Here is a 16,235-nt window from a genome sequence, read left to right on the forward strand (position 1 = left end):
CAATACCATTTATTGTACATTTTCCTCAGGTTTGATCTGATACGACTTTTTTAACAGGAATACCGTTTGCCAAAAATAATGAAAGAGCATGCCTGTTTTTCGACTAAACAAGACCTGATTTTCTGTATTGTGCATCAGTGGCCTCATTTTGATAAGATTCAACAAAATTTTCCAAGTCCAAAACAAAGGAACTAAGGCAGCATAATTCAATAAAATGAGCAAATAGGCTCCCAGGCCATAACTTTTTCTAATCCAGAGTAAATTAGACACTTGGATTTGCACCGAAAATCGATTGACCCAAGAAGTTTTGGCTCGACGGAAGGGATTATCTCCCAACAAATGTGTCACTCGGATATCCTCAAAATAGGCCAATTTTCCAGCTTGGATTAATCGCGTACTCCATTCGGCATCCTCGGCATACATGAAAAAATCTTCGTCCCAAGCTCCCACTTGAGCGATTACTTTTTGACTGGTCATCAAGAAAAAACCCACCAAATTATTGGTCTCATAGCTTGCTTGCGCCTCATAGCTAGGAAAACATTGGTAGACAAAACGCTTCCATGCCGGAATATTGGGCAAAATGTATAAATCAATACGGATGTCGTTCAGTGTTCGGTAATAGGGAATCGGATTTCCCTCAGCATCTATTTGTATGGCTCCCACCGCTGCAATTTCTGGCTTTTCTTGTAGGTATTCATAGGCTTTCCCAATGGTATTGTCTGTCACCAAGGTATCTGCATTCATGAATAATACATGAGGAGCTTTAGCCACCGCTAAACCAGCATTATTGGCTTTGGAGAAGCCTGCATTATAACCTAAATCAATCCAAGTGGTGGCAGGAAATTCCTGAAGAATTGCGGCATTGGCACCAGCTTGGTATTTATTATCTACCACAATGCACTCAAATTCCAAACCTTGGGTATACTGGTAAATGCTTCGGAAGCAATTCAGTAAAAGATCTTCACTTTGGTAATTAACAAATATGATGGAAAGCTGCATATCTTACAAAAATAGAAGAGATTAGCGAATAAAGAATTGGAAATGTAGAATGTAGAATGAAAAATGTAGAATTTTGGTAAAAATAACTTGACTTCAAAATACTCACTGAAATTCTGAGTATCTCATCGAACCTTTCTATAATAAATCACAAACTGTATTTTAAAAACTAAACTTTAATAAAAACAACTAAATACCTTATAACTATTGAGGTTAATCCTAAGGCGAATTCCGCTGCGCGGAACCGATGGTCACTTCGCATAAGGCTTTAATCTTTGACGCTTAGCTCAAACCTACGCACGGGGTCAAATATTCGCCCGCCGCTTCGCTCATGCTGCGTTCCCATCTTTCGTTGGGATTAACCGTTCAGTGTAGAATTTATATGAATGACAATACCGTCGTTCAGCTCCAGCGAAAGGTGATGAACGAAGCGGTAGACGAGGTTTTGACCTCAGCATGGGCGATGCGCGTCGGCGTCAAAAATATAGGCGATAGCGGAGAGAATCACGGTTTCGCGAAGCGAAATTCGCCTTTGCTGGACGACAAAAAAAGAAGTTTTTTTGTTTCTTTTTTTTCAAAAAAAGAAAGATCAATGAGATTTTTAACTAAGAAATGTATTTATGTGAACTTATTTAGCAATTCATTTTACTGAACCTTACTTACCAAGGCATTTCTTTTTTTTCATAAAAAAAGAAACAAAAAAAACAGTAGAAATACGGTTAATCCTAAGACGAATTCCGCTGCGCGGAACCGATGTTCACTCCGCATACGGCTTTAATCTTTGACGCTTAGCTCAGACCTACGCACGGGGTCAAATATTCGCCTGCCGCTTCGCTCATGCTGCGTTCCCATCTTTCGTTGGGATTAACCGTTCAGTGTAGAATGTAGAATTTATATGAATGACAATACCGTCGTTCAGCTTCAGCGAAAGGTGATGAACGAAGCGGTAGACGAGGTTTTGACCTCAGCATGGGCGATGCGCTTCGGCGTCAAAAATATAGGCGATAGCGTAGTGAATCACGGTTTCGCGAAGCGAAATTCGCCTTTGCTGGACGACAAAAAAAGAAGTTTTTTTGTTTCTTTTTTTTCAAAAAAAGAAAGATCAATGAGATTTTTAACTAAGAAATGTATTTATGTGAACTTATTTAACAATTCTTTTTACTGAACCTTACTTACCAAGGCATTTCTTTTTTTATGAAAAAAAAGAAAAACCTTAGTTATCAATGTTCAATCAAGTTCATGATATTGAAATTCTACATTCTACATTTCCCATTCTCCATTAACCCAACTAGGTAAACCAAGCAAATTCAGTTAATTTTGCAAGATGGAAGAAAGACCGATCACCGACTGGTTACCCTTGACAAAAAAAGAAGTGGAAAAACGAGGCTGGGACGAGCTAGATGTTATTTTAATATCAGGCGACGCCTACGTAGACCATCCCTCTTTTGGCACGGCAGTGATTGGCAGAATCATGGAAAGTGAAGGTTTGAAGGTGGGTATTGTAGCCCAACCCAACTGGCAAGATGATTTACGTGATTTCAAGAAATTAGGCAAACCCAAGTACTTTTTTGGAGTAACTGCCGGTTGCATGGATTCCATGGTGAATCATTATACGGCCAACCGTCGTTTGCGTTCCAATGATTCCTATACCCCCGGTGGTGAAGCGGGTTTTAGACCTGATTATGCCACCACGGTCTATTCCAAAATCCTTAAAGAAATTTATCCCGATGTTCCTGTATTAATTGGAGGTATTGAAGCCTCTTTACGTCGGGTGACGCATTATGATTATTGGGCCGACAAATTATTTCCATCGGTTTTAGTGGATTCTAAGGCAGATATGTTGGTCTACGGCATGGGGGAGCAGCCTTTGCGCGAGATTATTCGAGGCGTGAAAAGTGGTATTCCTTTGGCAGACTTAACCAATATCAATCAAGTCGCTTTTTTACAGCCTAAAGAGGCCACTTTACCTGAAGTTGATTCTTGGGAAACGGTCAGTTTGAGCAGTCATGAGGATTGCTTGGTCGACAAAATTAAATACGCTGCCAATTTCAAGATTGTGGAGGTAGAGTCCAATAAATGGCAGGCCAATCGAATTACGCAGCAAGTAGGAGATCAAACTTTGGTCATCAATCCTCCTTTCAAAACCATGGAAGAGGTGGAGATGGATCGCTCTTTTGATTTGCCATATACCCGTTTACCTCATCCTAAATACCGCAAAAGAGGGCCTATTCCCGCTTTTGAGATGATTAAATTCTCGGTCAACATGCACCGAGGTTGTTTTGGAGGTTGTAGTTTTTGTACCATATCGGCCCATCAAGGGAAATTCATTGCTTCTCGAAGTGAGAAATCCATCATGAAAGAGGTAGATCAAATCACAAAATCACCGGATTTTAAAGGATATATTTCTGATTTGGGCGGGCCATCGGCTAACATGTACAAGATGCGTGGCAAAGATGAATCTATTTGTGCCCGTTGCTCTAGTCCAAGCTGCATTCACCCCGTGATTTGTTCCAATTTGGATACATCTCACAAACCTTTGACGGAGATTTACAAGAAAGTAGATGCGCATCCAGGCATCAAGAAAGCATTTGTGGGTTCGGGAGTGCGTTATGATTTGTTGGTGGATGATTTCAATAAGAATAATTCCGACATGAACCACGATGAATACATGGAGCAATTGATTACGCGCCATGTTTCCGGCCGTTTGAAAGTGGCCCCTGAGCATACTTCCGATGCTACTTTGCGGGTTATGCGTAAGCCTTCTTTCAAATATTTCAGGAAGTTCAAAGAGAAATACGATGCCATTTCAGCCAAGCATGGTTTGAAACAGCCCTTGATTCCTTATTTCATTTCTTCTCATCCAGGATGTGAGGAAGTGGATATGGCCAATTTAGCGGCAGAAACCAAGGATTTAGGCTTTCAATTGGAACAAGTACAGGATTTCACCCCAACGCCTATGACGGTGGCCGAGGTGATTTATTATACAGGTGTGCATCCGTATACCTTGCAGCCAATTTATACGGCCAAAACCAAGGAAGAGAAACAAAATCAAAATAAGTATTTCTTTTGGTACAAAGCTGAGTTCAAGGATTGGATTCGGAACCGTTTGACCAAATTACAGCGGCCCGACTTAGCGCAGCGCTTATTGGGCTTTAGAAATAGGAACCAAAAATATTAATCAAATTATAGCACATGGAAGTTAAAGACAGCAACGGTAATTTATTGAACGACGGAGATTCAGTAACAGTCATCAAAGATTTAAAAGTACGTGGATCATCTGGCGTCATCAAACGCGGAACCATGGTGCGCAATATCCGTTTAACCGACTTTGAAGGCGAAGTAGAAGGCAAAGTAGAAAAAACGATGATGGTCTTGAAGACTGAGTTTTTGAAGAAAGCGTAATTTTTAATGGTAAGGGGTAAATGGTGAATTGTAAATGGTGAATTGTAAATGGGAGCTTGATCTTTTAGGGAGGATTAAGCTTTTATTTTAATTCTTTGAGGGTATTGTCTCATTATTGCTTTCAATTATCTTTAAATTTTGGCCATTGGTTATAGCCAATGCTAGGGTTGTTGGATTGATTTTGCTTGATAAATTCAACTTCCATTTGATTGATTTCCCGATCGGTTACATTTTCTGCCTCAAATAATATTTCTTTTCTGATTGTAAAATCCTTGGCAATGATTTTGCTGTCCGCACTTCCAAAATAATTAATGGAATCTACTAAGTCTTTACCAATGTAAATCTTTCCATTGGGATAGGTGATTTTGTAGATGACTTTGTGCAAAGTATTCCAACTTTTTAATTTGATATAATATTTTGAAACTAAATCAAAATGTCGAATTTTAATTTAACTTAATCGCTCTTTATTTATTTAGTTAATTAATCATCAATTTTTCAAATAGGCTTTTATTATCTGGATTTTTAATCTAGGTTTTCCCTTTTCGGAAGGGAGCTGTCATCAATTTTTAATATTTGAGATAAACTAGGTTTAGTTCCACCAAATTGATGTTTTGCAAGTCCTAATTTTACTAAATATTTTATATCTTTTAATTCGTTCTCATTCGCAAAGTCATATCTATACTTAGTTCTTAGAGCATTAACAGTATCAAACAAGTAATAGGAATTTTTATTGATTGAAGTTATATAATTTTCTATTTGAGCTTTCCAACCATTCGGTCGCTTGAAAATTATTAGAAGAGCTTGGTGGTGTTTTAAAAGTTCATTTTTTTCATTATTAAAACAATCATAGAATAATGGACCAATCTTAGGAGAGTATAAATCGTCCTGAAAATAACCAACAACATTGGTTGGTAAAACCTGAACTATTCTGTTTAAACGATCTTCAAAGGTGTCTCCAAAATCACCATTTAATTCAAAAGCAGCACCTTGAAAAGATGCTTTTCCTTTTAATGCCATAGTTGGCGACAATGCAAAAAGTACTTTAGCGAGTTGTTTCCATGAATTATATATCTCAACTAATAATTTCTTTTTCAGTTCAGGGTTAGAATAATCACTGTTTCTTAAAGCAGTTGAAGATGCTTTAATTTGTTGCATTAAATTGAGAAGGGAGTAGTCTTCAAATATTTTCTGAATAGATTGATTATAGGGTCTTATTTGGTTATAAGATTTGTCAAGAAATTGATCTTTTATGGCATCTGGTAAGTTTGAATTTTTAACATTTTCACCAATTTCATTTTGTATTTTTTCAATTTCATTTTCAGAAGGTTTCCATTTAGCATTTTTCAATGGATTAATTTCTCCATTTATACCTAATTTTTCCTCTACTGTATTTCTTATCGATTCAATGTCTGTGAGTAATATGGATAAAGCATCATCCCTATTTCGGTCTATACCCGTATAGAATTCGATAATTTCTGGATATGAAGCATATTTGTTTGAACTGAAAATGTATTCTCGAAATGACTCATCAATGTGCATTCTTTTTGCTCCAAAATAATAAATCCAAAAAGTTGACTTGAAACGATACTTATCTCCATCAATTATTATAATATTGTTGTTATTTAAGATTTCAAAAACAATTTCAATATCTAATTCTATAAATTTTTCTACACAGAAAGATTTTAGCTCTGAAATAAAATTTGATTTATAGAAACTATAATTTTCATTTCTCAACATAGTTTCGCAATATCTTCCTAATACATATTCACAATCTTTAAGATCAGGCATTGTTTTGTATCTCGGAATTTCACCCATATCGAATAATACGAACAGAATCATTTCAATCATTTTAGTTCTGTTTACTGGACTATCGTCAAAATGTTTTTCGGATACTTTGAGTATTGTTAAAATATTATATGGTGTTCTATGAAGATTAAGACATTCTAGTTCTTTTGTTATTTTATTTAGAACAATTGTTTCCTCTCCAATATGTTTTTCTTGATTGTACTGTTGAACAATATTTCTAATTTGAGTGCGCGGTAGTGCAATTAGATGTAGTATATCAAACTCTCTATCTATAATTGTCTCTTTTTCATCGATTTTATCATTTTCATCTTTGTTTATATAAAGTTGTTCATCTAAAGTGTTAAGAACAATTATTCTACAATTTGGATTTGCTGTAATTAAATCCTTAAGTTTTTTATATGATACTTTGTCAGTATTATAGAATGAGTCAAATACTATGCATTTTACCGTTTCAGGATTCTGGTCTAATGAACTAGTCTCACTTCTTACAATCTTATTAACCTGATGAGGTTTTAACGCAGAATTGTCAAGATATATCCAAAGCTCATCATTTTCCCAGGCTTCACATATTAGGTGATGGGCTAAAGTAGTTAATCCAAATTGAGATGGGGCATTTATGAAATACGATTTTTCTGAAAGTAATATTTCTTCAATTAGTACTCTTTGACTGTAATTTTCATCAGGATTTTGAGAAAGTTCACTAGTTCTACTAATAATTGGTTCAATCCAAATTTTTGGTTGGTCCTCAAAACCTTTCAATGAATCATTAAATCTTTTTTTGAATAATTTTCTGAGAGCTTCCTTATTTATTAATTGTTGAGCATTCACTGGTATGCCCTCTTTGTTTTTATATTGCCCAATAAAGAACTTTGTTAAATCTTTTCTTAATTTATCTTCAAAGTCAGAAGCGCCATTATAAATTCCATAAATTCCTTTTGGTTGAAGTTTTTTTCTAAATTCTTCAATTTTAAGTAATTCAGGTAAATTTAATTCGTTCATTGATTTTGGGGGCTCCACATTAAAATAGAATAAGATTTCTAAATCTTGCCTTTCTTTAAATCTTTTAAATGCTTCATTAAATTCTTCTTCCGTCCCTGAACCTGCCCTTGGTGTTGGTGAACCAAACCTTTTATTCATTATACCTATAAATATTTCAAATTTTTCGCCAATTTGTTCAAAAATTACAGATTGAGCATCCTTATCTATAATAGCAGGTCTGACATCTTTTTCCCATTTTAAACTTTGTAGTCTAAATTTGTATATTTCACCTAACCCTGAATTTATTTCGTCAAATATTTTGTCACACGATAGCCTTTCGTTGTTTGTGTCACTCGGTGAAGCAATAAATGCGTTATATATTTTTACTTCCATAATTTATTTATTTTAAAGTCATTTGAAAATGTTGTTAAATAGGCACAATATCAATGGGTTGGGTTTGGCGAACATATCAATATTATATCAAATGTTGATAGGTAGAATTAATATTTGAATTATTACAAATGTGTTTGATGTGATTTAAAAGCCATTTTTCCCATTTTAAGTTAAAAGCTGTATACATCAAATTTATATTTCTTTGGCTGTTATTTTGATGTCGTCAAAATAGTTTTATATAAAATGAAGGGCCATTAATTTGCTTAAATTTTGACTTTCCCAAACATAAATAAGTTTTAGATACCAATCTACCCAAAATCCATTTACCCACAAGATTCAGTAAGTCAAAGAGTTATACTTTGTTGTAAAGACAAATTGAAATTATGTTTGAAAATGAACCATAGAAATCGAGAACATGCCGTTTAATCCATTGTTGGGATAAATATGGAGGTATTTTGGCTAACATGGGTTATGAAAATAGCTAAGAGAAAGCTATCTACCGTTCGTGTAAAATGCTTCCATGGAAGGTGATATAGGAAAGTATTTCGGGCGTCTTATGTCAATCCTAATTTGTCCAATTTTTTACCCAAGGTCATTTGCTTGATTTCTGTTTCCAAGATGGCAAAGTCTGGCTTTTGAACAGACTTGATCAAATTACCTTGGTTCATCACATGTATTTCATCGCAGGTGTCGCTCAAGGTGGAGAATATATGCGAGGAAATAATCACGGTCTTATTCAGTGCTTTGAGTTGATGAATGATTTCCGTAATCAGGATATTACTTTGTATATCCACGCCATTAAATGGCTCGTCTAGGATAAAGTATTCGTTGCCTTGCAATAAAATGGCCGTCAAGGCTAATTTCTTCTTCATTCCCGTGGAATAAGTCGCCGCATATTGGTTCAAAGGCAAATCAAATACGTTTTTGTCCTCCATGTTGGAGATTTGGACGTCCCTGGCTTGGCATAACAACTGTAAGTATTCCTTGCCTGTTATTTTGGGAAAGAAGAAAGGTTCTGTCAATAATAAACCTAGGTGATTTTTAAGGGGTGTCAGATCTGAACTAATCTCTCCTTCGTAATCTTCTAAGCCTGCTATGCACCTAAAGAAGGTAGTCTTTCCCGCACCATTTTCACCCACAATCCCATACACTTTCCCTTGCTCATAATCCAGCTGGATTTGATGCAACACTTCCTTAGTACCAAATTTCTTGGATAAGTTTCGGATGGATATCATTTCAATAAACGGCTAATGCGGTGTTCAGATTTTTTGAAAAAGTAGGGAATGAAAATCAAGAGAAAAGGCGGAAACCAGAGGCATATCGCCAAAAAGATACTGGGTGTGAGGTATATTTCATTGGGGTACTCGGAATATTTACTCACAATCATCGATATCAAAAATGCCCAAGCCAGCCCAATGAACAACAAGATGATGCCGATGTTTGGATAAAAGAAAAAGGAGAGGAGCAGGGCTATGGGTAAAGCCAGCAAAGAAGAATACATTAAGGCCGTTTTAATTTTCCTCAACAAAAATGCTCTCGGTTTCAGATGAAATGACCAAACGTAATATTCATTCTCTGCTTTGGAATGGTAAAATAGACATGTGATAAATACGATCAACAAAGCAAATATCCCCATATTAAAATTATCTTGAAATACGGCCACTACAGCCAATCCATAAGCCAGAATATACAGGTAAAATGTATTTCTAAAACCTACCGTAAATTCAAATGGTCTTTTTGAAAATGGTGTCCAAAGCGTCCATGCCAGGACTGTTTTGAACTGGCTGAGTGCTAACAGTATGACCAATGCAAGCAATAAGGCCATATAAGCAAAAAGCTGTTGATACAGTAGAAAAGCGAGAAAAGGCAGAGAAGCCACCACATTCTCACAAATTCTAATTTTTTTCATGCTGGAATCGCCAAAACAAATACGTAGAAACTCCGTTCTCCGCTTTTCCGATAAATTCCCAATCAGCGATAGCGCGAAAAGCAAGTAAATGTAGGGGGCAAATTCGGTGCTTTGAAAAAGGTAAACAGATAGTCCTAGGAACAAAGCTGTCAATCCCACATAAGCCAATAGCGGGTGTATGCCCGCATCTCTCAAATGGCGGTTGGACAACTTTACTTGTAATTCAAAATACTCTTTCAACAGGCTGTTGTTTGGAGGTATTAAAATACGCTAAAATGATTCATTGACATAATCGTTCGTGTAAAATGCTAGTCATTTGCAGTTAACTCTTAATGTAGAATGTAAAATGAAGAATGTAGAATTTCTGATAGAATTCACCTTAGCTGGACGACAAAAAAGAAATTCCATGTGAATTAATGAAACGAAAAGTATTTTAAACTCTTTTGAATTCGTCTCTTTTTCTGGAGCTTAACTTTCTTTGGTCTTTCTTTTTTTTTTAAAAAAAAAGAAACAAAAAAAACGGAAGAAATACGGTTAATCCTAAGACGAATTCCGCTGCGCGGAATCAATTGTCACTCCGCATACGGCTTTAATCTTTGACGCCAACGCACATAGCCCTTGCGCAGGGTCAAATATCCGCCTTCCGCTTCGCTCATGCTGCGTTCCAATCTTTCGTTGGGATTAACCTTTCCATGAAGAATGTAAAATTAAGAATATAGAATTTTTAATAGAAAACACCGTCGTGCAGCCCTGCGAAATGTGATGAACGCAGCGGTAGACGAGGTTTTGACCTCAGCATTGGCGATGTGCGATGGCGTCAAAAGTATAGGCGATAGCGGAGTGAATCACGGTTCCGCGAAGCGGAATTCGCCTTGGCTGGACGACAAAAAAAGAAGTTTTTTTGTTTCTTTTTTTTCAAAAAAAGAAAATCCATGTGAATTAATGAAACGAAAAGCGCTTGATTTTAAATGAAAAGTATTTTACACTCTTTTGAATTCGTCACTTTTTCTGGAGCTTAACTTTCTTTGGGATTAACCTCTCAATGTAAATTGTAAAACTCTAAATGGTTTTTCTACATTCTTCATTCTACATTGAACGGTTAATCCAACGAAAGATTGGAACGCAGCATGGGCGAAGCAAAAGGAAATGGAATGATGAATTATAAATTATAAATGGATGTAGGATTTTACATTCTAAACACTAATAACTCATAACTAATATTGCCGCTGCGTTCATCACATTTCGCAGGGCTGCACGACGATGTTTTCCATCAAAAATTCTACATTCCTCATTCTTCATTCTTCATTCAAAATGAATCATTCACCATTTACCATTCACAGTTCCTCTTCTTCGTCAGAATCCTCCTCTTGAATCAGCCCTTGGTTGAGTTTTTTGGTGGATTTGATGCCTAGTTTGTGGAGTTTTTCCGCACGGGTAACCAGGTTACCTTTTCCGGTGCTAAGCTTATTGACGGCATTGGAATGGGCGTCTTCTGCCTTTTTGATGTGCTTGCCTACGTCTTCCATGTCTTGGGTAAAGCTGACAAATTTGTCGTAGAGATCTCCGGCTTGTCGAGCTATTTCAATGGCATTGCGAGTTTGGTATTCGGTTTTCCAAACGGAAGCAATCGTTCTGAGCGTCGCCAATAGGGTAGAAGGGGAGACCAAGACTATTTTTCTTTCCCAAGCAAAGTTGAATAAAGAGGTGTCCTGAGAAATAGTCGCCACAAATCCAGATTCAATGGGGATGAATAGCAAGACAAAATCGGGGCTATTCAAGTTCAGACCGGTGTGGTAATCTTTGGCAGATAATTCTTTGATGTGATTCTTCAAGGATTCAATGTGGGCCTTGAGGGCTATGTCCTTATCAACGGTACCTTCCTCGGCGCTGGTATAGCGTTCGTAGGCTACCAAAGACACTTTGCTATCAATGATTAGATTTTTGTTGTCAGGCAAGAAAATGACGGCATCCGGTTTGATGCTTTCATTCATTTGATTTCTGGTCACGAATTGGGTTTCATATTCAGAGCCTTTTTTGAGGCCAGAGCTTTCCAATACGCGTTCAAGGATCATTTCACCCCAGTTTCCTTGGGTTTTATTGGAGCCTTTGAGCGCATTGGTCAAATCTTCTGTTTTTTGGGTAACGGTTTGGTTGAGACTGGTTAGGTTTTTGATTTGCTCCATCAAGGCGCTATTTTGCTCAATGCTGCTCTTTTGTCCCAGGTTGACTTTCTCTTCAAACTCTTTTAGCTTTTCTTTGAGCGGATTGAGTACGTCGTTGAGTTTCACTTGTTGCTGCTCGCTGAGTACTTTCCCTTGTCGGAGCACGGATTCATTGCTGATATCCACCAGCATTTTGCGCATTTTTTCTTCGTCGGCCTTTTGGCTATCTAAGGATTCTTTGAGGCTGGTATTTTGGCCTTCCAACAAAGAAACTTGTCCAAACATGCTTCTGTTTTCTTGTTCTAGCTCTCGGATTTTCTTTTTGTTTTCGGCCTCTAGTGTGAGCCATTTGCTTTGTTCTTGTTGAAGCAGAGCCAATTGGTTCGCTACTACGTTGATTTTACCTTGGAGTAGGAGGTAGGTGATACCGGCTCCTGCCAATATGCCGAGAAGGATGTAGAGGATAGTCATGGGGCAAAGATAGGGAAATTGTAGAATTGTAAATTGTGAATTATAAATTGTAAATGGATCGGTCTACATTCTAATCCCTAAAACTAAACACTAATAACTAGTTAAGAGGTTAATCCTACGAAAGATGGGAACGTAGCATGAGCGAAGCGGAAGGCGGATATTTGACCATGCGCATAGGCCGTATGCGTTGGCGTCAAAGATTAAAGCCGAATGCGAAGTGAACATCGGTTCCGCGCATGCGGAATTCGTTTTGGATTAACCGTATTTCTTCTGTTTTTTTTGTTTCTTTTTTTATGAAAAAAAAGAAAGACCATGAAAAGAATTATTCCAATTATGTTAATGATAAAATGAAATAGAATAAGCCAGCCCTTTAACGTTTCATCATTTCATTAGGATTTTCTTTTTTTGAAAAAAAAGAAACAAAAAAACTTCTTTTTTTGTCGTTCAGCAAAGGCGAATTCTGCTTCGCAGAACCGTGATTCACTCCGCTATCGCCTATACTTTTGACGCCGACGCTGCATCGCCCATGCTAAGGTCAAAACCTCGTCTACCGCTTCGCTCATCACATTTCGCTCGTGCTGACCGACGGTATTTTTCTATAATAAATCACAAACTGTATTTTAAAACTAAACTTTAACAACTAATAACCTATAACTATTGAGGTTAATCCTACGAAAGATGGGAACGCAGCATGAGCGAAGCGTCAGGCGGATGTTTGACCATGCGCATAGGCCGTGTGCGTTGGCGTCAAAGATTAAAGCCGAATGCGGAGTGAACATCGGTTCCGCGCATGCGGAATTCGTTTTGGATTAACCATATTTCTTCTGTTTTTTTTGTTTCTTTTTTTATGAAAAAAAAGAAACACCATGAAAAGGTTTATTCCAACAATGCTGCAATAATAAATGGTAAATGGTGAATTATAATTTGTAAATGGAATCATTCTTCAATCTACATTCTTCAATCTACATTCTACATTCTTCATTTCTCTAATATCTAAACACTAATCCCTAATAACTAACCCTAAACCCTAATAACAAAAAAAAGCCCACTAGAGACTAGCGGGCTTGATAATAATAACTTGGAGCTTACTTACTTTCCCGGGTTTGATCCCAGTATCATCAGCGGTGCGGGGCTTAACTTCTCTGTTCGAGATGGGAAGAGGTGAACACCCGTCCTATCGGCTCCATAAATCTTGCAAGGTCTTAGCCTTTTTCCATATTGTGAGATAAAATAAACAGTCGTTGCATTTTTTTTATAAAAGTAAGCTTTCGGGTAATTAGTACTACTCGACTTTGACATTACTGCCTTTACATCTGTAGCCTATCGACCGTGTCGTCTACACGGACCCTTCATGGAATACTCATCTTCAGGTCAGTTTCGCACTTAGATGCTTTCAGCGCTTATCTGGTCCCGACGTGGCTACTCAGCTATGCCCTTGGCAGAACAACTGATATACCAGCGGTCAGTCCAACTCGGTCCTCTCGTACTAAAGTCAGAACCTGTCAATATTCCTACGCCCACAACAGATAGGGACCGAACTGTCTCACGACGTTCTGAACCCAGCTCGCGTGCCACTTTAATCGGCGAACAGCCGAACCCTTGGGACCTTCTCCAGCCCCAGGATGTGACGAGCCGACATCGAGGTGCCAAACCTCCCCGTCGATGTGAGCTCTTGGGGGAGATCAGCCTGTTATCCCCAGAGTACCTTTTATCCTTTGAGCGATGGCTGTTCCATACTAAACCACCGGATCACTATATCCTACTTTCGTACCTGATCGACTTGTCGGTCTCACAGTCAAGCTCCCTTTTGCTATTGCACTCTACGCACGGTTACCAAGCGTGCTGAGGGAACCTTTGAAAGCCTCCGTTACTCTTTTGGAGGCGACCACCCCAGTCAAACTACCCACCAAGCAATGTCTCCCATTTAGGGATTAGAATTCCAGTACAAGAAGGGTGGTATTTCAACGTTGGCTCCCCGATGCCTAGCGACACCGGCTCACAGCCTCCCACCTATCCTACACATCCAGTACCAAAACTCAATGCTAAGCTATAGTAAAGGTTCATGGGGTCTTTCCGTCCCGTTGCGGGTAAACGGCATCTTCACCGTTACTACAATTTCACCGAGCTCACGGCTGAGACAGTGCCCAGATCGTTACACCATTCGTGCAGGTCGGAACTTACCCGACAAGGAATTTCGCTACCTTAGGACCGTTATAGTTACGGCCGCCGTTTACTGGGGCTTCAGTTCAATGCTTCGCCTTGCAGCTAACATCCCCCCTTAACCTTCCAGCACCGGGCAGGTGTCAGGCCTTATACGTCATCTTTCGATTTTGCAAAGCCATGTGTTTTTGTTAAACAGTCGCCTGGGCCATTTCTCTGCGGCCTCGATTACTCGAGGCTCCCTTTATCCCGAAGTTACAGGGTTAATTTGCCGAGTTCCTTAGCCGTGATTCACTCGAGCGCCTTAGAATATTCTTCTCGACCACCTGTGTCGGTTTACGGTACGGGTTACTTATTAGTTATACACGCCTAGACTTTTCTTGGAAGATCACTCGCTACACTCGTTTTGGCATTGCTGCCGCCTCTCAAAGACACTATTCCGTCAGTATCTGGTAACCCATTCTCTCCGTCATCTATTTGCCCAATAAGTAAGTACAGGAATATTAACCTGTTGTGCATTAGGTTGTCGCTCTCGCTAGACCCTTAGCCCCCGACTAACCCTCAGTTGATTAGCATAGCTGAGGAAACCTTAGTCTTTCGGCGTGAGGGTTTCTCGCCCTCATTATCGTTACTCATGCCTACATTTGCTTTTCTGATCGCTCCAGCCAAGCTTGTCGCTCAACCTTCGCCGCAATCAGAATGCTCCCCTACCAGTATATAAATATAATCCAAAGCTTCGGTACTTTACTTGATGCCCGTTTATTATCGATGCCCGCCTCGCTCGACCAGTGAGCTGTTACGCACTCTTTAAATGAATAGCTGCTTCCAAGCTAACATCCTGGCTGTCACTGCAATCAGACTTCCTTAGTTCAACTTAGTAAAGATTTTGGGACCTTAGCTGTTGGTCTGGGTTCTTTCCCTCTCGGATTGGGACCTTAGCACCCCAACCCTCACTCCCGGGTATATTTTAAGCCATTCAGAGTTCGTCAGGATTTGGTAGGATTTGACTCCCCCTAGTCCTATCGGTAGCTTTACCTGCTTAAAACTTGACCCCGAGGCTGTTCCTAAAAACATTTCGGGGAGTACGAGCTATTTCTCAGTTTGATTGGCCTTTCACCCCTACCCACAAGTCATCCAAATACTTTTCAACGTAAACTGGTTCGGTCCTCCACTCCGTTTTACCGGAGCTTCAACCTGCTCATGGGTAGATCACAAAGTTTCGCGTCTACTCCCACTGACTAAGCGCCCTATTCAGACTCGCTTTCGCTCCGGCTGCTCACATCTATGTGATTAACCTCGCCAGTGAAAGTAACTCGTAGGCTCATTATGCAAAAGGCACGCCGTCACCCCACGAAAGGGCTCCGACCGCTTGTAAGCGTATGGTTTCAGGGTCTTTTCACCCCCTTACTCAGGGTACTTTTCACCTTTCCTTCACAGTACTCGTTCACTATCGGTCTCTTGGTAGTATTTAGCCTTACCGGATGGTGCCGGCAGATTCAAAGGGGATTTCTCCAGTCCCCCCCTACTCAGGATACTCCTACAATGAAATAAACTTACCAATACAGGGCTCTCACCTTCTACGGCCCGCCTTCCCAGACAGTTCTCGTTCATTTATAACATCGATATCGAAGTCCTACAACCCCAGTCTTGCCGCAACAACACTGGTTTGGGCTAATCCGCGTTCGCTCGCCACTACTTACGGAATCACTTTTGTTTTCTCTTCCTCTGCTTACTTAGATGTTTCAGTTCAGCAGGTTTGCCTTCTATTATATAGAATACTAGATCTTCAATCTAGTGGGTTGCCCCATTCGGAAATCTTCGGATTAAAGGTCTTGTGCACCTCCCCGAAGCTTATCGCAGCTTAACACGTCCTTCATCGCCTCCAAGAGCCTAGGCATCCCCCATACGCCCTTATTTCACTTACTCTCTAATATCTTCATGCCCGAAGGCAATCGCTA

Annotated in this window: 9 protein-coding genes and 2 rRNA genes; 3 read left to right on the forward strand and 8 right to left on the reverse strand. The window is 39.1% G+C overall.

Annotation, left to right across the window (positions count from 1 at the left end; all coding sequences use genetic code 11):
• Positions 1-9: 9 nt before the first annotated feature.
• Positions 10-999 carry a glycosyltransferase gene (locus HME7025_RS04865; RefSeq protein ID WP_109322561.1) on the reverse strand — a complete coding sequence of 330 codons (990 nt, stop codon included), beginning with the start codon at positions 997-999 and terminating at the stop codon, positions 10-12.
• A gap of 1,321 nt (positions 1,000-2,320) precedes the next feature.
• Here HME7025_RS04865 and HME7025_RS04880 point away from each other — a divergent pair.
• Positions 2,321-4,174, forward strand: a complete 1,854-nt coding sequence (locus HME7025_RS04880) for a YgiQ family radical SAM protein (RefSeq protein ID WP_109322564.1) — start codon at positions 2,321-2,323, stop codon at positions 4,172-4,174.
• 14 nt (positions 4,175-4,188) lie between these two features.
• Entirely contained in the window at positions 4,189-4,398 is a 210-nt protein-coding gene (locus HME7025_RS04885) for a zinc ribbon domain-containing protein YjdM (protein ID WP_109322565.1), read from the forward strand.
• Positions 4,399-4,519: 121 nt separating this feature from the next.
• Here HME7025_RS04885 and HME7025_RS04890 read toward each other — a convergent pair whose 3' ends face one another.
• The 4 genes from HME7025_RS04890 to HME7025_RS04905 form a co-directional block, all read right to left on the reverse strand.
• A complete protein-coding gene (locus HME7025_RS04890) occupies positions 4,520-4,783 on the reverse strand; it encodes a GIY-YIG nuclease family protein (RefSeq protein WP_109322566.1) in 264 nt (87 codons plus the stop codon).
• Between the two features lie 137 nt (positions 4,784-4,920).
• Positions 4,921-7,575: a hypothetical protein gene (locus HME7025_RS04895; RefSeq protein WP_109322567.1), complete on the reverse strand. Its 2,655-nt coding sequence runs from the start codon at positions 7,573-7,575 to the stop codon at positions 4,921-4,923.
• Between the two features lie 554 nt (positions 7,576-8,129).
• Positions 8,130-8,810 carry an ABC transporter ATP-binding protein gene (locus tag HME7025_RS04900; RefSeq protein WP_109322568.1) on the reverse strand — a complete coding sequence of 227 codons (681 nt, stop codon included), beginning with the start codon at positions 8,808-8,810 and terminating at the stop codon, positions 8,130-8,132.
• Entirely contained in the window at positions 8,807-9,724 is a 918-nt protein-coding gene (locus HME7025_RS04905; RefSeq protein ID WP_109322569.1) for an ABC transporter permease, read from the reverse strand. The genes HME7025_RS04900 and HME7025_RS04905 overlap by 4 nt, the downstream gene beginning before the upstream one ends.
• A gap of 522 nt (positions 9,725-10,246) precedes the next feature.
• Between HME7025_RS04905 and HME7025_RS04910 the strand changes: the two genes are divergently transcribed.
• Positions 10,247-10,456: a hypothetical protein gene (locus HME7025_RS04910; RefSeq protein ID WP_109322570.1), complete on the forward strand. Its 210-nt coding sequence runs from the start codon at positions 10,247-10,249 to the stop codon at positions 10,454-10,456.
• Positions 10,457-10,818: 362 nt separating this feature from the next.
• Here HME7025_RS04910 and rmuC read toward each other — a convergent pair whose 3' ends face one another.
• From rmuC to HME7025_RS04925, 3 genes are all read right to left on the reverse strand, one after another.
• Positions 10,819-12,117 carry a DNA recombination protein RmuC gene (gene rmuC / locus HME7025_RS04915; protein WP_109322571.1) on the reverse strand — a complete coding sequence of 433 codons (1,299 nt, stop codon included), beginning with the start codon at positions 12,115-12,117 and terminating at the stop codon, positions 10,819-10,821.
• A gap of 1,076 nt (positions 12,118-13,193) precedes the next feature.
• Positions 13,194-13,305: ribosomal RNA gene (gene rrf, locus HME7025_RS04920) — 5S ribosomal RNA — on the reverse strand.
• Between the two features lie 68 nt (positions 13,306-13,373).
• Positions 13,374-16,203, reverse strand: a 23S ribosomal RNA gene (locus tag HME7025_RS04925).
• Positions 16,204-16,235: the final 32 nt, after the last annotated feature.

The organism is Aquirufa nivalisilvae, assembly GCF_003143535.1.
Lineage (GTDB): Bacteria > Bacteroidota > Bacteroidia > Cytophagales > Spirosomataceae > Aquirufa > Aquirufa nivalisilvae.

Coding starts and splice junctions, on each gene's coding strand:
- HME7025_RS04865 (WP_109322561.1), bottom strand. CDS start 999: ATGCAGCTTTCCATCATATTTGTTAATTACCAAAGTGAAGATCTTTTA.
- rmuC (WP_109322571.1), bottom strand. CDS start 12,117: ATGACTATCCTCTACATCCTTCTCGGCATATTGGCAGGAGCCGGTATC.
- HME7025_RS04910 (WP_109322570.1), top strand. CDS start 10,247: ATGAACGCAGCGGTAGACGAGGTTTTGACCTCAGCATTGGCGATGTGC.
- HME7025_RS04885 (WP_109322565.1), top strand. CDS start 4,189: ATGGAAGTTAAAGACAGCAACGGTAATTTATTGAACGACGGAGATTCA.
- HME7025_RS04895 (WP_109322567.1), bottom strand. CDS start 7,575: ATGGAAGTAAAAATATATAACGCATTTATTGCTTCACCGAGTGACACA.
- HME7025_RS04880 (WP_109322564.1), top strand. CDS start 2,321: ATGGAAGAAAGACCGATCACCGACTGGTTACCCTTGACAAAAAAAGAA.
- HME7025_RS04900 (WP_109322568.1), bottom strand. CDS start 8,810: ATGATATCCATCCGAAACTTATCCAAGAAATTTGGTACTAAGGAAGTG.